At 69.3% G+C, this 23,758-nt stretch carries 11 protein-coding genes, 1 tRNA gene and 3 pseudogenes; 5 read left to right on the top strand and 10 right to left on the bottom strand.

Features of this window, described 5'->3' with window-relative positions; all coding sequences use genetic code 11:
* The 4 genes from NLX86_RS30680 to NLX86_RS30665 form a co-directional block, all read right to left on the bottom strand.
* A partial coding sequence (locus NLX86_RS30680; protein WP_254375072.1) for a competence protein CoiA family protein occupies positions 1 to 466 on the bottom strand: 466 nt, incomplete at its 3' end.
* A 77-nt stretch (positions 467 to 543) separates the two neighbouring features.
* A complete protein-coding gene (locus NLX86_RS30675; protein WP_254375071.1) occupies positions 544 to 4,608 on the bottom strand; it encodes an Eco57I restriction-modification methylase domain-containing protein in 4,065 nt (1,354 codons plus the stop codon).
* On the bottom strand, positions 4,608 to 7,520 hold the full coding sequence (locus NLX86_RS30670) for a DEAD/DEAH box helicase (RefSeq protein ID WP_254375070.1): 2,913 nt from the start codon (positions 7,518 to 7,520) through the stop codon (positions 4,608 to 4,610). Before NLX86_RS30670 ends, NLX86_RS30675 begins: the two co-directional genes overlap by 1 nt.
* Before the next feature lie 29 nt (positions 7,521 to 7,549).
* The gene (locus NLX86_RS30665) at positions 7,550 to 13,762 is read right to left on the bottom strand and encodes a protein kinase (RefSeq protein ID WP_374213998.1); all 6,213 of its coding nucleotides are present in this window, start codon (positions 13,760 to 13,762) and stop codon (positions 7,550 to 7,552) included.
* Positions 13,763 to 14,060: 298 nt separating this feature from the next.
* Here NLX86_RS30665 and NLX86_RS30660 point away from each other — a divergent pair, with 298 nt between their 5' ends.
* The 3 genes from NLX86_RS30660 (at position 14,061) to NLX86_RS30650 (ending at position 15,161) form a co-directional block, all read left to right on the top strand.
* Entirely contained in the window at positions 14,061 to 14,210 is a 150-nt protein-coding gene (locus tag NLX86_RS30660) for a hypothetical protein (RefSeq protein WP_254375068.1), read from the top strand.
* 352 nt (positions 14,211 to 14,562) lie between these two features.
* Positions 14,563 to 14,898 (top strand): hypothetical protein, encoded by a 336-nt coding sequence (locus NLX86_RS30655; protein WP_254375067.1) that lies wholly within the window; start codon positions 14,563 to 14,565, stop codon positions 14,896 to 14,898.
* On the top strand, positions 14,886 to 15,161 hold the full coding sequence (locus NLX86_RS30650) for a hypothetical protein (RefSeq protein WP_254375066.1): 276 nt from the start codon (positions 14,886 to 14,888) through the stop codon (positions 15,159 to 15,161). Before NLX86_RS30655 ends, NLX86_RS30650 begins: the two co-directional genes overlap by 13 nt.
* 25 nt (positions 15,162 to 15,186) lie before the next feature.
* Here NLX86_RS30650 and NLX86_RS30645 read toward each other — a convergent pair whose 3' ends face one another.
* Together NLX86_RS30645 and NLX86_RS30640 are read right to left on the bottom strand one after the other, a co-directional pair.
* Entirely contained in the window at positions 15,187 to 17,427 is a 2,241-nt protein-coding gene (locus NLX86_RS30645; protein ID WP_254375065.1) for a hypothetical protein, read from the bottom strand.
* A gap of 146 nt (positions 17,428 to 17,573) precedes the next feature.
* A tRNA-Leu gene (locus tag NLX86_RS30640) sits at positions 17,574 to 17,658 on the bottom strand.
* A 190-nt stretch (positions 17,659 to 17,848) separates the two neighbouring features.
* On the opposite strand from NLX86_RS30640, the gene NLX86_RS30635 reads away from it, so the two are divergent.
* Together NLX86_RS30635 and NLX86_RS30630 are read left to right on the top strand one after the other, a co-directional pair.
* On the top strand, positions 17,849 to 19,153 hold the full coding sequence (locus NLX86_RS30635) for a DUF2254 domain-containing protein (protein WP_254375064.1): 1,305 nt from the start codon (positions 17,849 to 17,851) through the stop codon (positions 19,151 to 19,153).
* A gap of 117 nt (positions 19,154 to 19,270) precedes the next feature.
* A pseudogene (locus tag NLX86_RS30630) lies at positions 19,271 to 19,523 on the top strand (hypothetical protein); the annotation flags it as partial.
* A gap of 89 nt (positions 19,524 to 19,612) precedes the next feature.
* On the opposite strand, the gene NLX86_RS30625 reads toward NLX86_RS30630, so the two are convergent.
* The 4 genes and pseudogenes from NLX86_RS30625 to NLX86_RS30610 all read right to left on the bottom strand — a co-directional run.
* Entirely contained in the window at positions 19,613 to 20,776 is a 1,164-nt protein-coding gene (locus tag NLX86_RS30625) for a sugar phosphate isomerase/epimerase family protein (protein WP_254375063.1), read from the bottom strand.
* Positions 20,777 to 20,822: 46 nt separating this feature from the next.
* Entirely contained in the window at positions 20,823 to 22,217 is a 1,395-nt protein-coding gene (locus tag NLX86_RS30620; protein ID WP_254375079.1) for a nucleotide pyrophosphatase/phosphodiesterase family protein, read from the bottom strand.
* A gap of 44 nt (positions 22,218 to 22,261) precedes the next feature.
* Positions 22,262 to 22,813: pseudogene (locus tag NLX86_RS30615) on the bottom strand (xylose isomerase); the annotation flags it as partial.
* 327 nt (positions 22,814 to 23,140) lie between these two features.
* Positions 23,141 to 23,758: pseudogene (locus tag NLX86_RS30610) on the bottom strand (xylose isomerase); the annotation flags it as partial.

The raw sequence follows: 23,758 nt of genomic DNA, 5'->3' as shown, positions 1-23,758 counted from the left end.
AACGGACGAAACCACACCAACCTGGCGAGGAACCTACTAGGAGATATGGGGCAATACGTCTACGCCAAACGCCCTCTGAGACATCGACGAATTCGCGCAGGCTCTGTCCCTTCTGCTTGTAGCGCACCTGGACGCTCTTGCGCTTCTGCTTCTTCAGCCAGGCCGTGAGCGCCTGGCCGATGTACAGGTGATCGGCACTGGCCTCATTCGTCGAGGTGCGACGGCAGTGACCCAAGGCGATGTGCGCGAAATGGCACTTCTTGTCACGGTACTTGCGGGCGGACAGCTTTTTGCCGGAGCCGCCGAGGAGGGTGCCGCAGTAGAAGTCCCGCGTGGGGTGGAGGCCGATGAACGCGTCGAACTCTACCGCGTCCATCGGCAGGTACACGGGCCGGTCGGCGTCCGGGCCGCCGGATACTGCGGTTTGGACTTTGCGGGTGTCCTCTTCACCAGCTGGCGTGGGCATTCGAGCTCCGGGCGGTGGTGGGGACGTGGCGGGTCGTGTGGTGGGACCACGAGGCCCACCACACGACCGACCGTGAATCAGGCGGCGTCAGGCTGGGCCGGGTGACGAGGGCCATGACCGGGGCTCGGGGTGAGGATGGAGGTGAAGTTTTCGCCGTCGACGAGTGGGGTCTCGAGCGAGACGCCAGCGGCAGCCATGCGGTCGTAGAGGTCGAGGAGCCGCTCCTTAGTACGATAGGAGCCGTACTTGGCTTCGTCCTTGCGCTTGATGATGGGGAAGGTCTCGAGGATGTACTCCACGTCGTCACGGTCGATGCCGTAGAGGTGGAAGAAGAGTGCATCGAGTTCAGCGCGAATGACAGTGCGGCGAGACTCGTCCCACCGGAAGGGGCTCCCTGCGTCTCCAAGATCGCGGGCGAGAGGCGTCATATCGTGAGTTGTGTACGTAAGCTCCAGCACGCGGTCCCTGATGAAGCCTTCGTGTGCCTGCGTCATCTCAGGTGTCACCACGGGGAATTGGTTACAAAGGAAGAAGTTCAAATGAACTCCTCCGACCTTGAGCCTGGCCGCGAAGTCGAGCACTAGCGAACTTAGACAGGCAGTGAGCTCACCAATACGACTCAGCAGATGCGTGCCTATAACTGAAGTTGGCAAACTATTTCCAGCTGCGGACTCCGGAATCACACCAACGATTACAGTGCGCTCATTGGTCGCACTCGTCACATCCCGCCAACCGAAATGCCACGATCTATCCCACCATTTTATCGACACCTTCTCCAACACTTCAGATCGAGCAACCCAGCTATGCGGAAGCGCGAAGCGATTAGGATCACGCCACTCGTCGACACGCAGGTAATTTGGCTGGTTTTGACGCTTTTCAGCAGTCTCACTCTTCACCACGTCTGCCGCTCGATGGTTGTAGAAATCGAGCATCTTCGCTTCGTAGAGCGGAAGCATCTTTTCCTCAGCCCTTGTAAAGACGTTGCCTTCCAGTCGCCAGCCGTCGGCTTCGAGCTGCTCGCGCGTGTGGAAGAGGTGCGAGTCGTTCGACATGTGGAACATCGTCATGAACGACAGGCCCCAGGGGTTGCCGTTGGGATCGCCCTCCTTGATGAGAACGGGGACGCGGCGGTAGATGCCGAGGGTGATTTCGGCGTCGCGACGGGTGCGAAAAATGGGGCAGGTGCCGGTGTTGGGGTTGAGGAGGGTGATCTCCTCCGGGGTGAGGATGAAGCGTTTGCCGGTGTCGTCGAGTTCCGCCGGGTCGTGGAGGAAGAAGGCGAAGGTAGCGGCAGGTTCGGGGACGGTGTGGCCTGCGAGGGTAAGCAGGCTGAACTTAAATGAACGGTGCACGCCGGGGAAGAGTGGCGCGGCGTTCTCGAAATCGTACAGCGAGGCGAGGGAGCCTCGCTGTACGACGTCCTTGAAGAAGAACTGCGTGGTGGCGTCGGTAGCGATACCCGTGGGCACAATCACGCCCGTACGGCCCGCGGGGCCGGTCAGGTTGCGGTCCGTCTCCGCAAAGACGGCGTACGTGTTGATGTCGCCTCGGCCGGTGAGTGGGTAGCGCAGTGAGGAGCGCAGGAACTGGCTCTCACCCTCGGCACGGCGCTTGGCCGCGGTGAACTCGGCGAAGAGCACCGGGTTCGTCGTCGGCAGGGCCGCGATGCGCTTCTTGCGGTCGGCGGCGTTTGGTGCTGTGGCGATGGCTTCGTCCCTCTGCGCGAAGAACTCCTGCTCCTGGAGCTTGATGCGCTCCCACGGCGGGTTTCCCAGCACACAGGAGAAGCCGCCAGCCCATCCCAGGGGCTCGTCGACACTGGGGTCCGCGGCCGCAGGGACGTGGAAGACCTCGGGAAACTCGAGGTGCCAGTGGAAGAACCTGTATTGCTGTGCGAGGAGGATGATCTCCTCGTTGGTGGATGCGGGGATGCCGCCGCCGGGACTCTGGAGGTCCCGGAAAACTCCCTCGGTGACGGGGGTCGGCGCGCCCTGGGTCTTGGGCCAGACGAAGGCGGCGCACCAGGCATCGGAGATGTGAAGGGCGCGGAGGTAGTCCGCGGACTGCTCCAGGTCGCGGAAGCGGCTGGACTGCAGCCGTACGTCGCGCAGGGTGTCGGCCGGGGCGGCGGTGATGCCGCGCAGGCTCGCCGCGAAGGAGGCGTTGGACACCCAGATGCGCTCTTCGGTGTGGAAGCTGAGCTGGCCGCCGCGCTCGGCGGCGTTCCGCTTCTTCACAGCCGTCGCGATCTTCTTGTCGTCGCCCTCGATCGGCTTGAAGGCGTCGTCAGGGATGCCGCCTGCCAGCAGGGCCGGCGTCGCGCCGAGGAGGGCGTTGCCGTGTTTGATGTGGGCGTCGAGGAAGCCGAGCGGCTTGCCAGGCTCCAGGGCCTCCAACCACAGAGAGACCTTGGCGAGTTCCACGGCCATCGGGTTGAGGTCCACGCCGTAGATGCAGCGGGCGACGACCTCGTGCAGGGCGCGGCGTACGGCGTCGAGCGTCGGCTCGGGGTTCTGCTCGCGTACGGCGGCGACGCGCTTGGCTATGCGGCGCGCAGCGGCCACGAGGAAGTGTCCGGAACCGCAGGCGGGGTCGCAGACGGTGAGGCTGAGCAGTTCCTCGACGATGGCGGGGCCGGGGTCCGGCTGGCCGGAGCGGGTGGCCCGGATCTCGCCGCGCTTGACCGCGTCGTCGATGACCGGGTCGAGCGCGGAGTCGAGGAGGCAGTCGATGAGCGAGGAGGGGGTGTAGTACGAGCCCGTCGTCTTACGGGCGTTGCCGGCCAGCTCGACGAGTTCGAAGGTGCGCTCCGTGGCATTGTGCTTGGGGACGAGCTCCAACAGGGACTCGTAGATGGAACCGAGTTCCTCGGCATCCAGGTGGCGGTAGTCGACGGCACGGTTTCGCCTGGAGTTGGTGTCGCGGACGACCGACAGGGCACGTACGGCGTCGAGCAGGGGCTCGTTGGACAGGGCGAGGCCGTGCAGAAGCTTGTCGGCCTCGGTGTCGTCGAAGATGCCGCCAAGGGCGGGCAGGCCCAGCTCCGGGCGGCCGTCGTCGTTGCCGAGGCCGGACAGGACGAAGCACAGCGCCTGGTAGAGGTCGCCGTGGGAGGTGCCGCGGCGCCGCTGGGCGTGGCGGCGCAGCCGGGCGGAGGAGAAGTAGGTGGCGTAGCGCTCCTTCGCGCTGGCGTCCGCCGACGGGGCCAGGAGCACGTCGCGGTCCTCGGCGACGAAGAGGAAGAGCATGCGGTAGACGAGGCGCAGCAGGGCGTAGTGGAAGGTCTTGACGTCCAGCGTCTCGCGCAGCTCGCGGTTGCCGGGATGCTTGAGGAAGCCCGTGCCGAGCGTGGTGATGGCGATCTGGACGCCCTTGCGGAGCTGGTCCAGCGCGCGGGTGCCCGAGGCAATGGCCTCCGTGCGCCACTTCTCCAGCCAGCACGCGGACGGCGCCGCCTCCTCCCCCACCTCGAAGCGGGAGACGTGCAGCAGCCGGTAGAGCAGCACGAACTCGCTGAACAGCTCGCCGTCGAAGATCGCCTCAAGGTCGAACTCAACGTACGAGGCGGTTGCCAGCGCGCTGGAGTCCCGCAGCAGCCGCACCTGGCGGCCGTTCGTCAGGACGCCCCACAGGTGGGCTTCCGTGCGGTTCAGACACTCCTGGAGCATCGACTGCGGTGGTACCACGCCCGCTCCGCCCGGCCGCCGGTCGAGGTTTGCGTTCCAGGCCGTCTGGTGAATGAGCGCATGCCGCCAGCGGTGGGAGACTGAGAAGGTCTTCTCCGGGTCGGAATCGGCCGGGAGGCCGGACGGGCCCATCGGCGTGAGCGGGCCGAAGCCCAGCTGGCGCCAGAGCGGCGCCAGCCAGTCGTTGGTGGCGACGCCGGTCGGGTCGCCGGCCGGTGCTCCGGTCTCCGGGTCCTCGGGCAGTCGGGTGCGCAGCTCGCGCCACAGGGGCTTGAGGTATTCCCAGCTGCGCTCGGCCTCGTCGCGCACCGAGCGGGAGGTGGGCAGGCCGTAGTCGGCGGGCTTGCAGCCGGCAACGTCCTTGCCCTCGCTGATGCGGACCAGCATGTCGGCGGGCAGCAGCGCGCCCACCGTGTGGACGGCGGAGAAGACCTGGTTGCGAGTGGTGGCAGACATCAGGCGGTGGCCTCTCCGGCGGAAGCGGACGGGGTGGCGGGCATGTAGACGTAGGCGCCGAGGATGTCGGCGGGCTTCTGGGCGGTGACGCTCAGCCCTCGGACGATCTCGCCGTAGGCGGCACGTACCCGACGGTGCGAGGCATCGAGATCGGCGGCCAGCTCGTCACCGTACGACTCCAAATAGTCGGATGCCTCCGGCAGTTGGCCGAGGATGCGGGTCATCGTCCGTTCGCCGAAGTGCGAGTCCGTGTTCTCGGACGCGGTCGCGTCGAGCAGCGCCAGTGCCTCCTCCTGCGCCAGCCACTCCGCGTTCTTCGGGGAGCCGCGGAAGGCGAGCAGTCGGGCGTCCTCCGCCACCAGCTGCTTGTCGCCGCTGCGCGACGGCAGCGTGAGGTGGAAGCGGTAGCGGACGAGCAGCAGCGTCGTACGCGTGGCGACTGCGTCCGTAGTGATCACCCCGCACCGCCGGGCCGGACGCACCCCGTCCGCCTCCTTGTCCAGGGCCGCGTTCAGGACCTGCGCGGCCAGCGCGCCGACCACCGGGTCCGTACGGACGAGGGCAGCCTCGCCGCGCGCCACCGCCGGGTCGGCGCGGAACGGGATCGGGCGGTCCTTCTCGATCGCGTCCGCGCCTACCGTCGGCGCGAGCGCGTCCTGCAGACCGATGGGAGTACCGCGGACCTGCGCCGTGAAGTCCTCGCCCGCGTCGCGCAGGACACCTCCGAGCGCGGTCAGCGACTCGCGTACGAAGGTGGCGATCTCGCCCGCGCTGCCGAGGGCATCGCGGACCGCCGTGACCTCGAGCGCGACGTCCTCCGGGTGGATGGACCGCTGGGCGAACCGTGAGCGGGACGCTTTCTCGCGGTCGGCCGCCGAGTTCCAGTCGCTCTCCAGCTGGGCGGTGCTCACCTTGAACGCGTCCGCGCTGAAGAGTGCGTCCTCGTTCTCGCGGTCGCGCATCAGCAGCCATTCAACGATCGCGTCCGTCACGCCCGAGGACATCTCATCGGGTACGGAGACGGCGATGCCGAGGTCCTTGCGGATCTGGCGGTACTTCTTGATGAGGACCTCGAGGACCTTGCCGTCGATGCCGTTGTCCGCGCCGTAGAGGGTGATGACGCGGACTTCGTCGCGCTTCTGGCCGTATCGGTCGACGCGACCCTCGCGCTGGTCATGACGGGTCGGGTTCCAAGCCAGGTCGTAGTGGACAACAGCGTCGAAGTGGTGCTGGAGGTTGACACCCTCGGAGAGACAGTCGGTGGCGATGAGGACGCGGCGGGCGGCCTGGTCGTCGCCGGCGTCGTCGGCCAGTTTCTCGATGCGTTCGGTGCGCTGCTGCGGCGAGAGGGTGCCGGTGACGGCGCGTACGACGGTCTTGGCACCGAGCTTCTTGTCGAGATGCTCGGCGACGTACTCGGCCGTCGGGATGTAGCGGCAGAAGACGATCGGGTTGTAGCCGTCGGCGAGGAGGGCCTTGAGGTGCTTGACGAGGGCCTTCAGCTTGAGGTCCTCCGCCGGACCCTCCAACGTCGCCGCGCGCTCCGCCAGTTCGGCCAGGCGGGCGCCCGCGCCCTCGGTCTCGGCGCCGGGGGCCACGTCGAGGCCTTCGAGGGCGTCGCTGTCGGCGGAGTCGCGGGTGAGCGGCGCGCCGAGCTTGTCGGCCTCCTCCGCGCTGGCGGCGGCCGCCGCGGCGGAGCGCGTACGCAGGGTCTGCGCGGCGGCGCGCGGCGAGGAGACGAGGGAGCGAAGCAGCGCGATCGCGGACCACCAGGCGATACGGGCCTCGCGCTTGCCCTGTGAGCCGGCCGCCTCGACGCGGTCGCTCGCGTACGCGATGGCGTCGTCGAGCAGGGCGCGGTAGGCCGGGGACAGCTTGTACGTTTCGTCCTTGAAGTAGCGGTCCGAGGGGAACGCGGTCTTCTCGGCGAGGCTGTCGTCGGCGAGCCCGTCCTCCTTGGTGAGGTACTGGCGTACGTCGGCCCGCTTGCGCGCCACGAAGTGGTGGGCGAGGAGCTTACGGCCCCCCTCCGATTCCAGGTTCACGTTCGCCAGCTCGGGCTTGACCAGGCCGAGCAGATTGCGGAACGCGGACTCCTTGCCGCTGTGCGGGGTGGCCGTCACCAGGAGCAGGTGCCGGTTGGCGTCCTCTGCTACGCGGCGCAGCAGCTCGTAGCGGAGCTGGTTCTGGGAGCCGGTCGAGGTGTCGTCGGCGGCGACGCAGGTATGCGCCTCGTCGACGATGACCAGGTCGGGGCAGTGGCGCACGAAGTCGTCGCGGTGACGGGTCGACTTGATGAAGTCGGTCGAGACGATCACGTGCGGATACTTGTCGAAGAGGGACTGGCCCAGGTCCAGGCCCCGCTCCAGGCGGGAGACCGTGGAGGAGAGAACAAGCTCGGCGTCGATGGCGAACTTGGTGCGCAGCTCCGCCTGCCACTGCTCGGCCAGCGCGGGCGAGCACAGGACGGCGAGGCCGGTCGCCTCGCCCTGGGCCAGCAGCTCGCTGGCTATGAGGCCCGCCTCGACGGTCTTGCCGATGCCGACGTCGTCGGAGATGAGCAGGCGTACGGTCTGCTGACGCAGTGCCATGAGCAGCGGCACCAGCTGGTAGGCGCGGGGCTCCACCGCGATTCCGGCGAGGGAGCGGAAGGGGCCCGCGCCGGAGCGGAATCCGATGCGCAGGGCGGTGCGCAGCAGGCCGGCTGCGCGCTGGTCGCCGAGGTCCGAGGGCTCCGGTGGGGCGAACTCGGCGCCCTTCACGTCCTCGAAGGCGGGGAACACGGCGGCGATGTCGTCGTCTGAACCGCCGAGGGGGCGCAGGACGAGCATGTCGGAGGCGCTCTCCGGGAGCACGACCCATTCGCGGCCACGGGCCGTCACCAGGGACCCGGCGGAGTATGTAAGTGACATGTAAGTCGTCAAGTCCTCGTCGTGAGAGGTCAGTTGGCAGCAGTGCCGAAGTAGCGGGTGTGACCCGCGACGATCTGGTCCCAGTCGGCGTCGTGCGTGAAGCGCACCACATCCCAACTGGCGTTGTACAAGCGGTCCTCGGCCTCTTCGTCACGCGTGGAGTCGAGTTCCACATTGGGGTCGTCGACGAAGACGGCGACCTTCGCACCAGGCAGCCGGTAGACATAGTCAGGGGTGGCGTTCGCGTCGGTGAGGAACGTGCCCGCCTCGTCGGGCAGGCGCAGCCCCCGCTCCTTGAGCCAGGTGACGAGTGCGCCCTCCAGCTCGGTCGGGGCCGCGTCGTTCAGCAGCCGCTTGAACTGCTCCGTCCGCGACTCCCCACGCTTCTCCCGCTTCGCCGTCGCAGAGGCGAGGCGCAGCAGCAGCTCGCGCACTGTGTGGCGGTTGATGGAGGCGTGGTTGAGCTGGTTGCCGTACGTCAGCAGGCACTCGTAGCAGCCGAGGGCGCACGGCCGGTCGGGGTGCGGGCCGCCCAGGTCGTTGCCGTCGGCGTCGAAGTGGCAGATCTCGAGCGCCTTGCTTGCCGCCTTCGCGAGCGCGTCCGCCTCCGACTGCAGGCGGCGGAGCACACCCGCGCCACCCTCCGCGGCCTCGGTGAACAGGATGCGGTTGCGAGGGCCGTCGTCCGGCGGGAGGAGTTCGCTGCTGAGCTCGGAGTCCTCCAGCTCGAAGGCGGCCTCGATACCCCGCTCCATCGCGTACATCAGAGAGAGCGCGATCGGCTCGGGCAACGGCTCGTCGAGTGTGACGACGAGGATGTTGCGGCGGTCCTCGACGAACGGGATGACGCGCTTCTTGCGGCGGCGCTCGTTGCCGTCGGCGTCGATGACCGGCATCTCGCTGGAGTCGCCGGACGCCTCGGCGGCGTCGCGGTCGTTCATCCAGCGGCCGTCGGCGAGGTCGAGCCAGTAGCCGGCCGGTTCGTCCTTCTTGGCCCGCACACGCCCAGTGTTGGTGATGCGCACGGTCGCCGAGTCGCCGTACGCCACCTCCGCGATCTGCGCTCCGGACGCGTCGGACACCTTCGCGTCCTGGCGGCCCTTTCGGATGCCGTGGTCCTGGAAGCGGTACGACGTCTCCAGCCGGAAGCCGGCCCGGCGGCGCTCCTCCTCGTCGGAGGAAATCCGCTCACGGCGGGTCGTGTACACGGTGTGCAGGTGGAACAGGCCGTACGTCGCCGAACCCAACGGCTCGTAGCACATCTCGCAGCGGTCGGCGCGCTCCTTCGGGTCGTGGTGGTACCCACAGTGGGAGCAGCGGCGGGACTCCGTCGTGGCGAGGTCGCCCGAGGCGTCCGGCGGGAGCTGAATCCGGGTCACCTGGTAGCGGGCGCCCTCGTGGTAGATCAGCGCGGCGGGACCGAACTCGCGGATGGCGAGGAAGCGGGGGCGCTGAAGGTAGTCGCCGTCGCCGCGACGCCGGCCGACCGTCGGGATGTAGGCGGCCAGGGGGAGGCGCGGGAACGAGTACCCGGGCAGGAATCCCTCGGAGGCGAGGTAGCGGTAGGGGTTGAAGTCGGAGAGCACGGACTTGCTGTCGGCGCTCTCGTTCATCAGCAGATTCAGCTGGGTCTCGGCCTCACGGCGGCGCGCGTTGGCGCGGATGCGGTCGCCCTCGGTCAGGCTGTAGTCGAGACGGCGCTTGTTCTGGATGTACTGGTCGTCGAGCGCGGCCTTGAACAGGTCGCGCCAGCGGTCGAAGGCGTCGTCGAACCGCTTCGGCACCGTCCGGACCCGGTCCTGGATCCAGTCGTCATACCACCAGGTGGTCTCCGCGAACTGGGGCAGCAGCGGCGCGAGCACGCGAAGGGCGGCGTCGACGGTGCGCCGCTGCGCGTCGGAATCGAGCGACGCGGCGTGGATGTCCGGCAGCAGCTTCAGCTCGGGCGCGGGCCGGTCGCCGGTCTCCGGGTACGAGACATCGAGAACCTCCGGGATGGCGCGGCCCAGCTTGAGTCCGGCCTCCGCGATCCAGATGCCCTGCAGGTGGGAGAGAACCAGGTCCTCGTTGGCGAGGTCCAGGCGCGGCGGGGCAACGGCGCCCGCGACCATGCGCTCGGAGCGGCGGAAGTAGTACTGATCGTGGCTGTTGCCCGTCGCGCAGTACGTGGTGACGAGGGCGGGCTGGCCGCTACGGCCCGCGCGGCCGCTGCGCTGGGCGTAGTTGGCGGGCGTGGGCGGGACGTTGCGCATCATCACCGCGTTGAGGGAGGAGATGTCGACGCCCAGCTCCATCGTCGGGGAGCAGTACAGCAGCTTCAACTCAGCCTTGCGGAAGGCCTCTTCGCGCTGCTCGCGCTCCTGGGGCGCCACCTGAGCGGTGTGCTCGCGGGCGAACAGGCCGGCCAGCTCGCCCGCCGCGTCCTTGTACAGCTCGCGGAAGAAGCTGTTGACACGCGGCCCGTCGCCGCTCGGGTACGTACGGGTCAGCGGGTCATGCGCACCCGTCTCGCCCTTGCCCGCACGCCAGATGAGGGACTGGGCGGCAACCCGGTACCCGATGACGGCGGGGCCGGCCGGCCTACGGAAGCGGCCGGCGCGCTGCGGGGCCTCGGAGACCTCCTTCACCAGGCCGGCCTGGGACAAGACCTTCAGCAGTTCCTCGATGACCAGCTGGAGGGCTTCGTTGTCGAGTTCCTTGAACGCCTTGTCCGTGCGCTTCAGGTACTTGCCGAACTTGCCCCGGGCGGAGAGGAACAGGCCCGCCCGGTCCATGCCGGGACGGGACGGGTGGGGGTAGGCGGTGCCGACCTTCGGCTTGTCCGAGGCGGAGAGAATCCACGGGTCGATCAGGCGTTCCTCGCTCGCCCGCTGAAGCGAGTCGAAGTCGTCGCGGAAGTAGGCGACGTCGATGGCGAGCCCGCGCCGCATCTCGTTGAGCAGCGCCTTCATCACCTCGGCGCGCAGGGCGGGGTCGGCGTCCCGCAGCGCCTGGTGGGTGCCCGCCCAGCGGTCCTGCTTGTCGGCGACCCAGGTCAAGTCCTCGTAGTCGATCTCCAGGAGGCCGGTCTGCTCCAGGTTGGGCATGGTGATGCGCCAGCCGCGCTCCAGATCCAGGTAGAGCCGGAAGGCGATCACGTCGCGCAGGGTCCGTGCGGCGTTGCGGGCGAGCGCCGGCGGCAGGTCGCTCTCGCCCGTGTAGTCGACGGGGTCGAGTGCAATCGCGTTCGCGACGGAAGAGGCAAGCTCCTCGTGGTGCAGGCCGTCCTCGCCGGCATCCAGGGCTGCCCGGTACAAGGCGCCGCGGAGCTGCGTGATCTGGACGAAGTCGTTGAAGTGACCCGCCTGGAGGGAGGCGTCCTGGCGGTTGTCGACGAACGTGAGTAGCTTGCGTGCCTCCTTGTCGAGGGCCTCCTCGGGAACGGACTTCAGGGAGCGGACGACCGAGGCGGAGATCAGGGAGGTCGCCGAGGAGCGGCCTTCCTGGTCGAGCGTGGCCAGCTTGGCGAAGTCCTTGCCGCGGGTCTGCTCGTAGGCGACACCGCAGTGCAGGCAGAACAGGAACGACGAGGGGATGAACGCCGCCTGCAGTTCGCCGCGCCCCTCGTAACCGAGCGGGTCGACGGTGACAGCCCGCGGCACCCGGTCGCGGTAGGCCTTCTTGACGACTTCCTGGCCCTTGTCGTCCAACTCCAGCCACGACTCGGGCAGCCGGCGGTCGTCGACGGCGTACTGGGGATTGAGCGGCCACGGGCGGTCGTGGTCGATGTAGAGGTAACCGTCGCCCTGGCGGCCACCGGTCGCGATGGTGTCGCGGCGCGCGTCGTACCGCACATCACCGTTCTTCTCGTCACGCCAGACCGTCACGTACTCCTGCCCGCATTCGCGGCAGAAGGCGAGCGGCATCAACAGCTTGCCGCCGCCGCCGGGCTGTTCGAGCTGGTAGGCACGGGTGAGGTGACGGGAACTCTTGTCCTCGAGGGTGACGTAGACGGTGTCGCCCTTGGAGAGGAACTGGTGAAGGCGAAATGCGAACAGGGGGCGTTCGGTGACCGGGTGGCGAGCCTGCGAGCCGGCCTCCAGGGTGGCGCGGATCGCTGCGATGCAGTCGTTGTCGTCGACGCCGGACTGGTCGGCGAGCTCCTTCGCCGCGATCTCGATCTTCGCGGGCTGCTGACGGATCAAACGGCCGGTCGCCTCGTCCGTGGCGAGGCCGAAGCGGGTCTCGATCCAGCGGGCGAGCGGGTCGCGGACGAGGTCGGCGTACGCGCGAGGGGCGGCAGGGGCCTTGAGGCGCTCAGCAGAGACGGTGGCGGGCGCCGGGTCGGTGGCGCGGACGAGGGTCTCGCCTATGACGTGTTCGGGACGGACCCGGGTACCGAAGAGAGTCGTGGCGACCTCCGCCACGACCTTCTTCTGGTCGTCCAGAGTGACTTCGGTCGACATGGTGGCCGAAGTGCCGATGCACTGCAGGTCCTGTGCCTGGCAGGCCTCGCGGACGCGGCGGATGAGCAGCGCGACATCGGCGCCCTGGCGGCCGCGGTAGGTGTGGAGCTCGTCGAAGACGAGGAACTCGAGGCCCCGGGCCATCTTGATGAGGCTGGCGCGGTCCGCAGGGCGCGTCAGCATCAGTTCGAGCATCACGTAGTTGGTGAGCAGGATGTCCGGCGGGTTGTCGCGGATCTCCTTGCGGCGCGCGTCGTCCTCCTGGCCTGTGTAGCGGGCGAAGGTGACGGGCTCGCGGCCCTCGCCGTACCCGTCGCGCAGATACTTCTCCAGCTCCTTGAGCTGGCTGTTGGCCAGGGCGTTCATCGGGTAGACGATGATCGCCCGCACACGCTTCCCGGCCTTCGGGCCCTCCTCGTCGCGCTCTTTGAGGACCTTGTCGACGATCGGGACGATGTAGGCGAGCGACTTGCCGGATCCGGTGCCGGTCGTCAGCACGTACGAAGCTCCGGACTTGGCGGCGTCGACGGCTTCGCGCTGGTGCTGGTGCAGGGTGAGCGGGCGGCCGTCGCAGACGGTGCCGCCCTCGGTCTTCTTCGCCTGGAAGATCTTGGCGCACTCGTCGTGCAGGACCTTCTGGCCGGCCAGTTCGAGGACGGTGCCGCCGCCCGCGAAGAAGGGGTTGAGGGACAGCCAGGGATCGGGCCACTGGGACTTGTTGTTGAGGTCATCCTCGACGAACAGGCTGATCCGGTCATCGCGGATGACGGTGCCGCCCTCGGTAAAGGAGCGGTAGTCATTGATAAGGGTGCGGTGGACGTTGAAGACGTCCATGCCTTGGGCGGCAGTGCGGCGGGAGCCGTTGGAATCGGCGGACCGCGCGGGTTCAACGACCGCGGAGGCGATCGGCCGGTCTGCCCGGAGGTTCCTCAGGCCCCGTACGGGATCGAGGGCGGCCCACGTCGGGAGCTCCGACGCCTCCCCGTCGAGCTCGGCGAGCGGCAGAAGCGCGTCGCGGACGGTGACGGCGTCGGCCGGGCGGTCCGCGGGGTCCTTGGCCAGCAGCCGGTCGACGAGCCGGGCCAGCTCCTGCGGCACCTCCTGACGGATCAGGCGGACGGGGGTCGGGGCGTCGTGGACGTGCTTCTCGCCCAGTTCGTACGCTCCGTCACCGACAAAGGGAGGGACGCCGGTCAGCATCTCGTAGAGCACGCAGCCGAGCGCGTAGAGATCGGCGGCCTGCGTGACGAGCCCGGCCTTGAACTGCTCGGGCGCCATGTAGCGGGCCGTGCCGACAGCGACCCCGGTACTGGTGAGCCGCGCCTCATCGGGGTCGTCGGCTATCCGGCCCATACCGAAGTCGAGGACCTTGACGACGCCACCGCGGGTGAGCATGACGTTGCGGGGCTTGAGGTCGCGGTGGATGACGCCCGCGATGTGGGCATGGGAGAGGCCGTCTGCGATCTGGGCTCCGATAGCCGCGGCCCAGGACAGGGGCAGCTGCCGCTCCTCGTCGATGAGTTCGCCGAGGGTGTCGCCGTCGAGGAGCTCCATGGCCAGGTAGGGCAGGCCGTTCTGGGCGGTGTCCACGCCGCCGTCGACGATGCGCGTGAGATTCGCATGATCGAGCCGCCGCATGATGCGCACCTCGCGGGCGAACCGCTCCACGGCCTTCGCATCGGCGCGGGTGTCCACGATGGCGCCGGACCGGTGACGCAGGATCAACTTGACGGCGACCTGGCGATCGGCCGTTCCCTCAGGGGCCTGTAGATCCTCGGCCCGGTGGACCTCCCCCATGTTCCCGGAGTCGATCGGCCCCGACAGCTTGAACCGTCCCGCGAGCGTTTCCCCACCCACTGCCACTCCTCGTGCGCTCTCCCCGTGTGGTCCCAGCCAGGACAACACGCCTCCCCACAGCGGCTGTTGGGCCTCCCCAAAGACAGAAGGGGTAGCCCGACCTCCGGAAGCGTATACGAAGAACCGTTGGCGGCCTAGCTGTTGGGGTGTTTACATCGTCAACGCAACGAGCGTACTGTGACCCCCTCGCTCGCAGCCCCTGTACCGCAACCTCAAGCCGGCCGCGAACCATGGTGTCGTGCCACGCGCCGCCTTCGACATGGAAACGGCGGAACTGGCGCTGGTCGACACCGCGCGAGCGCGGCTGATCCCGGAGCTGCCACGGCTTGGGCTCCGCCCGAAAACACCGATTGACACCTGTCAACTACTGACGGCACGCGAGAAGTGAAGAAGGCTGCACGGCCACGCACGGAAAGCACACAAGCGGAGGAGCGGAGGCATCCCTCTCGGCGACTGCACTTCTGGCCGACCACTTCCACACGGGCGCCGCCTCGCCTCCGCTCGCGCGCTTGCAGCGGCGATCCCCACGGCTGAAACCACTGGTTGGCCGACCCGCGCGCGCCGCGCCTGTGTCTCGTGTCCGGATCGCCGGGCAGTGGAAAGTCCGCTCTGCTCGCCTGGCTCGTCCACCACGGCAGCCGGCCGGGTACGCCGGCCGAGCGCGCGGTCCACGCGGTGGTCCCGTCCGCAGAGGGAAGCGTCCTGGGCGCAGTAGGTCGCTGGCCGACCAGCTGGGGGTCGTGGCTCGCGCCCCGGGCGAACTGGTGCGGGCGCTGGCGGTTGATGTACGCCGCACGGCTATTGTCCTGCCGGACCTGCGCGACTTCCGGCTTGCGGAAATGGTCCTGGACCTGCGGCGGTTGTCGCACGTCCGGCTGATCGTCGAGGCCCCTACGGGAAGTCCGGCGCATTTGATGCTCGCAGGGGATGGCACTGCCGAGCCCAATCTGGACCTGGAGCAGTGGACGGACCAGCGGCGTCGCGAGGAATGGCTGCCCGGCCGTACGGACGGGCAGCAGCATCCGGCCGCCGAGCCGGAGAGGGCCTCGGCGACGACGTTCCGATGTACCTGCTGAACGCCGACGGCACGGTCGAGCGGCTCCTGCCCAACGGGGGCGGATCGACAGCCACGCTCGACGGCGACGACAAGACCCGGCTCGACGGCATCCTGAACAATGGCAAGGTCTGGCGACCGGACAAGCGGTCGGAGCGTGAGGAATTCGCATACCCGGCGATCACGCAGGCAAGGTCAAGTCCACCAAAGTGGACCCCTATACGGACGACCTGGGGCGCGCGACCCAACTCGCCCGGTATGCGCGGGACGACTACAGCGGCATGAACGTGCGCGACGCTCTGCCCGGGAGTCAGCGACGGCGCGGCTTGCGCTTCTTCTTGCCCGGGCCCCGGCGTCCCGCCTTCCGCCCCGTCTCAAAGGGATTGGCGGAGCTCGCGACACGGGCGGCGGCCGCCGCCACGCCCGGGTCCGGGTGGCATCGGCCCAGTCGGTCGAGCACCTGGTACGCCCGGTAGGGGTCCGCCGCGGCGAGGGCGGCGATCAGTGCGGGGGCACCAGCGGGCCAGGTCGCGGCGGCCCTGTCGAAGGCAGCAGTCAGGACGGGGGAGCCGGGCGCGGTCCGGGGCTCGTCCTCGTCGCTCCGGTCCGCCGCGATGCCGGCCAGCAGGGCGGCTCGCTGCTCCTTGCCGTACCAGGCATCCAGCTGATCGATGAGCAGCGTAGCCCGCGCACTCAGCGACACCTGATCCTCGTCCGGCTTATCGCCGCGCGCGAGAAGAGCCTGATGCGCGTACGCCCCGAGTACGGGGTCGGAGAGAGCTCCCTGCAAGGCGCCGGCAGGAGCTGCGGCTGTGTCGAGAAGAGTGAAAAGGACACGAGTGTATGCGGCTTCGATGGTGCCTCGGTTGCGGGAGCCGATGGCGGCGATCAGGTCACTCCACGCTTCGGCGCCGCCGTCGTGGCCGTCGAGCCAGTCCGCGAGCGTGCGGGCCGCGGCCTCGCGCGGCCACTCCTGTGCGGCCTGGACCATTGTGGCCGCGTCCCAGGCGCGGACAGCCGTGCGGTCGGGTGCCGCGACCCGACCGGCGAGCAGCACGTAACGCGTCAGGGCGGAGCCGAGCGGCGTGAGGCCGAAGGCGTCGCCGGTGCGGAAGACCACCCCCGACTCCGCGAGCCGGTCGATGACGGACGCCAGCGCCCGAGCGGGGCCGTCGAGTGCGGTGCGGTCCGCCTCGTCCATGCCAGGCAGGCCGAGCAGCGCCGACAACTCCTCCGGGGCCGGTGTGACATACCCGGCCGGAGCCGAACCCGGCACCACCACCCCGGTGTCCTCGAGGTCCGGGTCGACCATCCATGCCTCGTACTCGGCGGCCGTCCGGGCCACAGATCCCACTGAGCCTCCCCGCTGATAAAGGGTGTACAGCAGATGAGGAGCGTCCTGCGCGTACTCCTCGTCGCTGTCGTCGGCCAGCCGTGCCACCAGCACAGCGAGCACATCGGCGCCCAGCTCGATCAGCTCGTCGGGAGTGCCGGCTGTCCATACGGAGGCAGCTTCACCCGACTGTCGGGCGCTTGTCTCGCTGGGCTGCAAGAAGCCGCAGCGGACGGCGAGTTCGCGGGCCTCCGCACCGGCCGCCGACGGATCGTGAGCGGCTGCGGCGAGGGTGGCGGGCAGCGGCGCCGCCCGGACCAGGTCCGGCAGTTCGGCGGGGGTGGGCAGCTCGGCCGGCGTAGGAAGCGGGACGAATGAGTCACCGTAGTAGGAGAGGTGGTCATCCAGCAGCGTGTCCGCGAGCGCCAGGTAGGGGTACGCGTCCACCGCGGGGGCCAGATGGGCGAACGTACCGTCGAACGCCTCGGCGAGGCCCTGTGCGGTCCACCGGTCCAGCAGCCCGTCCCGGGTGCGCTCAAGCGCGTCGACGAGTTGATCCTCGTCCAAGTCCCCCCTGTCGAGGGGCAGTCCGGCCAGCAGCGGCTCGACCGTCGACGTCCGCTCCAGATCGGCCACGACCGCGGCGAGCAGCATCTCGGACACCCGGGCGCGGGTGGCAGCGGTCCGTTCGGACAGGGCGAGCCGGCTCACCGTTTCCGGGAGATGCCGCCGGTCGGCCCGGGGCGTGCGGTCGTGGGCGGCAAGCCACTCCCGTACCGCGACAGGGTCATCGGTATCCGTCTCGTCCGCGCGCATCAGCGACGCGTACCAGCGCGGCCAGGTCATGTTCTCGGGAGTGGTCATCGCCCGTTCGAAGTCCGGCAGCACTTCGCTCACCGCGGCGAGCAGCCGTGCGTGTCGTTTGGCGTTCAGTCTGCCCGCCGAGCGAAGGCGGTCGGCAAGAGCCGACAGTACGGCGGGAAAGTCCGCCAGTTCCTCGGGGCCGGCGGACACCAGCGTCGGCAGGTCCTCGGTCAGTACGCGGCGTACGAGATCCGGGGTCGGCGCCGGGACACCTGTGCGACGATCGGCGCCCCGCAGCGCCAACAGTGTCAGCACCGTATCCGCAGAGCGGACGGAAAGGGGGTTACTGCGCTCCCGGGAGTACCAGGTGAGAAAGTCGTCAAGTCCATTGTTCAGCACGCCATTCCACGTCACTCTCACAGCCTAGTGACCAACCGGCGGCAGCCGGGTGCCGATGCCACGCACGGGTGACGGCATCAGCGCTCGCGACGTCCCGTACCTACCATGTGACCAGCAACGACAGAGCCCCACGGTGGGCCGTGGGGCTCTGTTTCTGTCTGTGTCCGAGGGGGGACTTGAACCCCCACGCCCGATAAAGGGCACTAGCACCTCAAGCTAGCGCGTCTGCCATTCCGCCACCCGGACTAGGTGGCCGCCCGGTTTCCCGTGGCGACGTGGACAACAATACCAGGGGTTCGAGGTGGCCCTCACCTGCATATCCGGTGGTCAGTGGGGTGCGGCAGGCCTGATCGGGGTCCCGGCGCGACCGGGCCGCGCCGCGCCTACCGATTGTTGCTGCTCGGCTACCAGAAGTGCAGAACGTACCTTCGCGTCCGTGAGTGATCGCACCTATCGCCGGCCCCGACCGCTCTCGCCGCTGCGCGAGCATCTGCGGGACACCTTCTGGTTCGCGCCGACCGTTGGGTTGGTGGGCGCGATGCTTCTGTGGGTGGGGGCTGACGAGGTTGATTCGCGGCTTGTCGCGTACCTGCAGGAGCGGGAGGCGTACGAGGCGCTCGGGGATCTGGTGTCGATCGCCGAGGATGCCAGGACGATCGTCACCACCATCAGCTCGGCGATGATGACCTTCATCGGTGTGGTCTTCAGCATCTCGCTGGTGGCTGTGCAGATGGCCAGCGGGCAGCTCACTCCGCGGGTGGTGCGGATCTTCGTACGGAGCCGGATCAGCAAGCTGACGCTGACCGTCTTTCTCGCGACGTTCCTGTTCTCGCTGCTGGTGCTGAGCTCGTACGAGAGCGAGACCGATCCGCGGCTCGTCACGTCGGTGCCCTTGGTGCAGAGCGTGCTGACCAGCCTGCTGGTGCTGCTGAGTCTGTTTCTGTTCATTGCCTATGTGTCGCAGACGCTGCGGCTGATGCAGATCGGGCCGGTCGTGGACCGGATCACCCGTGAGTCCTTTCAGGTGCTGCACCGGCTGCCCGCGGTGGTGCCCGGTGGTGCTTCGCTGCCGCCCGAGACCGCACGGATCGCGCATCGGGGGCGGGCCGGGGTGCTGCTGGATGTGAATGTCGCGCGGTTGGTGCGGGCCGCGCGGCGGCAGGGGGTCGTGCTGCGGCTGATTCCGCGGATCGGGGATTTCGTGGTGCCGGGGACACCCCTCCTCGCGGTGCATGGTGAGGGCGCGCCGCCTCGGCGGGGGCTCCGGTACACCGTGTCCGTCGGGGTCGAGCGTTCCTTTCATCAGGATCTCGGGTTCGGGCTGCGGCAGTTGTCCGACATCGGGCTGCGGGCCCTGTCGCCCGCCGTCAATGATCCGACGACCGCCGTGCAGTGTCTGGACCGGATCGTGCAGTTCCTGGCGGCAGTGGCGGACCGGCCGCTCGGCGAGGTGCAGCATCCGGATGCGCGCGGCACCGTGCGGCTGGTGCAGGACGTGCCGGAGTGGGCCCATCTGGTGGATCTGGGCTTCGCCGAGATCCGGGGATGCGCCGTGGGGAGTCCGCAGGTGTCACGGCGGCTGCTCGCCGCGATCGACGATCTGCTGTTGCTCGTGCCGGAGGAGCGGCGGGAGCCGCTGGTCCGGCACCGTACGCTCCTCATTCAGGCCGTGGAGCGTACGGTGCCGGAGGCGGCCGATCGGGGGTTTGCGTTGCACCCCGACCGCCAAGGCATTGGCTAGGGCATCAGGTGGTAGTCCGGGAAGTTGCCCGGCAGGCGTTCGTCCGCCGGGCCCTCCGTTACCGCGTGGACCAGGAGATGGCCGCCGACGAACGCGCCGCGCCACGACGCGCCGAAGGCCCAGATGCTGGGTGGTTACGGCGAAGAGGTGCGCGACCCCGCCGACATCGGGCCGGCGCCCCGCGAGTCGGGGCTGCTGGGCGCGGTGGTCGTGGGCGCGTGGGGGTACGGCGGCGCCTTCGTCCTCGCCGGATCGATCTCGCTGTTCGCCGGCTTCGTGGCGATCTTCCTGCACGCGCAGGGACGGCCGCGGGGCGCGGGCGCGGCGCATTGAGCCGAACCCGCGGCCGATCAGCCGGGACATGGGCTGAGTGTTACGAGCGAGCGCGGGGCCCACGGGTGGCGCGGCGGCCGGGCGACCGGTCACCGCGGACACCCGGCCGTCAGGGGGTCCCGCCGGTCAGCGGCGAGCGCGCAGGGCGGCGAGGTTGTCGTAGCCGATCCGGGCGTAGTCGAGGGACTGCTCGGGGACGGTGGAGCTGGGCGCGTTGTCCTGCTCGACCATCGGGTTGTGGTAGTTCTTGGCCCCCACGCGGGAGAAGAACGTCCGGTAGTCGATGTCGCCCGTTCCGAACGGCACCATGTCGTAGCCGTTGCCGCTCTGCGTGTTGACCGTGCCGTCCTTGGCGTGGAACAGCGGATAGCGGGCGTTGTGGCCGGCGACGAGGCCTGCAGGGTCGAAGACGTTCTCGCGCTGCGAGCCGTCGTGAGCGGTGTAGGTGTGGAACTTGTACTGGGCCACGTGTGCCCAGAAGATGTCCATCTCCAGCCAGACGCTCCGCGGGTCGGTCATCTTGAGGAAGTGCTCCAGCTTGCGGATGCCGGAGCTGCGGGTCGGGCGGCCCTGGGTGTCGAGCGGCCCGCCGTCGAGCAGGAAGCCGTAGGCCGAGTCGTGGTTGTGGGTGTAGAGCTTTATGCCCTCGCTGCGGGCGATCGTGCCGAGCCCGTTCCACTTGTCGGCCGCGACGTCCCAGTCGGACCGGTAGGAGCTGCCGGTGGGGTCGCCGCCGGTGCCCATGTGGTCCATGCCGAGGATGTTGGCGATCTCGAGGTGGCGCAGATAGGTGTCGAGGTCGGGAGTGGTGAGCGGCCAGGACGACGGAATGAAGCCGTGGTTGCCCTGCGCCCGCAGCCCGTAGTCGTCCAGCCAGGAGCGCAGGAGCTTGGCGCCCTCCACGCTCTCCAGGTTCGCGCCGCCGGGCGCGTTGGCGTGCTGGCGGTATCCGGCGAACTCCACCTGTCGGTAGCCGTAGCGCGAGAGCTCCTTGAAGACCTCGCGGAAGCCGGAGGGCAGAGTGGTGGCGAGCGGGTCGCGGCCCGTGGCGTCACGGACTGTATAGAGGATGATCCCGCGCCTGCGCGACGGGACGAGGGCGGGGCCGCGGCCGTCGCCTCTGGCGTCCCGATCGTCATCGGCCAGGGCGGGTGAGGCGCCGAGGACGGGGGCGGCGATCGCCACGGTCGCGGCGGCGGCGGTGCAGGTGCTCAGAAAGCGGCGACGGCTGACGCCGAGTGTGCGGCGCAGGCTCTCGGCGGTGACAGATTCGTCGTTGAACGCGGTCACGGTGATTCTCTTTTCAGGTGTGTGCGGATGCGGGCGGTCTGCTGCCTCAGCCAAAGCCGGCGAGACGAAGCAGCAGGGATTTCACTTCGGTGGCCGCGAGGCGACCGGTGACGGCGTGGGGGGTGGAGCAGAGGATGAGCGGACCGTCTTCGTCGCGCTCGGGGAGGCGGCCGTGGCTGCCGCGAACAGGTGAGGGGTCCAGGGGCACCACCGCCATGCGGTAGCGCATTCCGAGCTTCTTGCGGGCCAGCGCCTTGGCCGCCTTGACCCGGACGTACGGGTCGAGGGGGTCCATGAAGAGCTCGACGGGGTCGTAGCCGGGCTTGCGGTGGATCTCGACGAGCTGGGCGAAGTCGGGAGCGCGGTCGTCGTCGAGCCAGTAGTAGTACGTGAACCAGGCATCCGGCTCGGCGATCGCCACCAGCTCTCCCGAGCGGGGGTGGTCGAGGCCGTGTTCCTTCTTGCCCTCGTCGTCGAGGAGCCTGTCGATGCCGGCGAGGTCGTGGAGCGCTTCGCGGGTGACGTCGAGGTCCTCCGGCCGGCGTACGTAGATGTGCGCGAGCTGGTGGTCGGCGACGGCGAACGCCCGGGACACCATGGGGTCGAGGTACTCCATGCCGTCCTGGGTGTGCACTTCGAGGAGCCCGGCGCGGCGCAGAGCCCGGTTGATGTCGACGGGGCGGGAGACGCGGGTGATTCCGTACTCGGAGAGGGCGACGACGGTGCGGCCTTCTGCTTCCGCGTCGTCCAGGAGGGGGGCCATGACCGCGTCGAGGTCGGCGGCCGCGCGGGTGGAGCGGGGGTCGTCGGGGCCGTACCGCTGGAGGTCGTAGTCGAGATGCGGGAGGTAGCAGAGGGTCAGGTCGGGGTGGCGGGTGGCGATGATGTGGCGGGTCGCGTCCACGATCCAGCGGCTCGACACGATGTCGGCGCCGGGTCCCCAGAAATGGAAGAGGGGGAACGTGCCGAACTTCTCGGTGAGTTCGTCGTGGAGGGCGGGCGGCCGGGTGTAGCAGTCGGGTTCCTTGCGGCCGTCGGCGTAGTAGACGGGGCGCGGGGTGACTGTGAGGTCGGTGTCGGCGCCCATCGCGTACCACCAGCAGATGTTGGCGACGGTGTAGCCGGGGTGGGCGCGGCGGGCGGCGTCCCAGATCTTGTCGCCCCCGACCAGGCCGTTGTGCTGCCGCCACAGCAGGACTTCGCCGAGGTCGCGGAAGTACCAGCCGTTGCCGACGATGCCGTGCCCGGCGGGAGTGGTTCCGGTGAGGAACGTGGACTGCGCGGCGCAGGTCACGGCGGGCAGGACGGTGGTGAGGGGCGCGTGTGATCCGGAGCGGGCGAGGGCTTTGAGGCGGGGCATATGGGCGAGGAGCTGGGGGGTGAGGCCGACGACGTCCAGGACGAGGAGGGGGTTGGGTTGCGCCACGTTGGCCACGTTCATCACGTTCGCCACGTTCATCAGGTTCGTCATGTTTGTCACGTTCGTCATGGGAGTTCCTTGAGGCCGAGGTCGGTCAGCAGGTCGCGGGCGAGGGCGAGTTCGGCGGCGATGCCGTCGGCGAGCTGGGTGCGGTTTCGGGGGCGCAGCTCGGCCGGGAGTGCCTGCCAGGTGTACGTCTCGACTTCGAGGTGACGGGTACGGGGCTCCGGGCCGCCGACGAGGCGGGCCAGGGCGTCCTGGAGTACGGGGAGGGTGGAGGTGAGCGGCGGGGCGGGCGGGGCGTGCAGCGGGACGTGGAAGTGCGAGCGCCAGGGGGCACCATCGGGCAGGACACCGCCGGCCAGCGCCTCGGGCAGGTCGTCGGTACCGCGCAGGCCGGCGGCGGTGCGGGTGCGGGTCTGGTGCAGGAAGCGCGGCTCGGCGAAGGCGGCGAGCGCGTCGCGGACCTCGGGCAGGTGGGGGTGTTCGGCGTGCAACGCGGCGGAGAGCTGCGCCTTGGTGACGGTGACGCGGGCGGCGGCGAGGGCGTCGAGCGCGGTGACGGGGTCCTCGAAGGAGGTTGCGAGGTGGCAGGTGTCGACGCAGACGCCGATGCGGTTGGCGGCGGTGCGGGTGCGGGGGATGCGGTCGCTGACCATGCGATCGCCGGCGGTGCGGTCGCTCGCCGTGCGGTCGCTCGCGGTGCCGTCGCTCGCGGTGCCGTCGCTCGCCGTGCGGTCGCTCGTACCGTCGCTCGCCACGCGGTCACCCCTGCGGCGATCACTCGCGAGGCGGTTGGTGGCAGTGCGGTCGCTCGCCGTGCCGTCGCTCGCGGTACCGTCGCTCGCCGTGCCGTCGCTCGCCGCGCGGTCACCCGTGCGGCGATCACTCGCGAGGCGGTTGGTGGCAGTGCGGTCGCTGGCCGTGCCGTCGCTCGCCGCGCTTTCGCCTGTGAGGCGGGTGAGGGGGCGTATCGCGTCGGCTGTCGTCTCTACCGTGCAGCCCGGTTCCGGTTCCAGGCCGACGCGTACCGATTTGCCGGTCAGGTCCTCCAGGGCGTCGAGGCGCTCCGCGAGGGTGGCCAGGGCGCGGTGGGCCGTCCGGGCCGCCGTCTCGTCGAACGAGGTGCGCCAGGCGAGCGGCAGGGTGGAGATGGAGCCCTCGGTGACGTCGTCCGGCAGCAGAGCGACCAGCAGCCGGGCCAGTTCCGTGGTGTGCGCGAGGCGCTCCGGGTCGGTCCAGTCCGGTTTGTAGACCCGGTACTTGACCTCCTCCGCGCCGAATCCGTCGTACGGGAAGCCGTTGAGGGTGACCACCTCGAGACCGCGGCGGTCGAGCTCGGCGCGCAGGCCGCGTAGCGCCGCCGGGTCAGTGCCCAGGGCGTGGGCGGCGGCCCTGGCCAGCCACAGTCCGATGCCGAGGCGGTCGCGGCCGAGCCGTTTGCGTACCGGCTCGCAGTGGTCGCGCAGCTGCGCGAGTACGCCGTCCAGGGTCTCGGCGGGGTGCACGTTGGTGCAGTACGCGAGGTGGACCGTGGAGCCGTCCGGGTGCCGGAAGCGCAT

The organism is Streptomyces sp. A3M-1-3 (genome assembly GCF_024213665.1).
Lineage (GTDB): Bacteria > Actinomycetota > Actinomycetes > Streptomycetales > Streptomycetaceae > Streptomyces.
This window is presented reverse-complemented; position numbering and strand designations above follow the sequence as displayed.

Excerpts from the sequence above, each read along its gene's own strand:
- NLX86_RS30665 (WP_374213998.1), bottom strand. The coding sequence starts at position 13,762 with ATGGGGGAGGTCCACCGGGCCGAGGATCTACAGGCCCCTGAGGGAACG.
- NLX86_RS30650 (WP_254375066.1), top strand. The coding sequence starts at position 14,886 with ATGTACCTGCTGAACGCCGACGGCACGGTCGAGCGGCTCCTGCCCAAC.
- NLX86_RS30675 (WP_254375071.1), bottom strand. The coding sequence starts at position 4,608 with ATGTCTGCCACCACTCGCAACCAGGTCTTCTCCGCCGTCCACACGGTG.
- NLX86_RS30620 (WP_254375079.1), bottom strand. The coding sequence starts at position 22,217 with ATGAACGTGGCCAACGTGGCGCAACCCAACCCCCTCCTCGTCCTGGAC.
- NLX86_RS30670 (WP_254375070.1), bottom strand. The coding sequence starts at position 7,520 with ATGTCACTTACATACTCCGCCGGGTCCCTGGTGACGGCCCGTGGCCGC.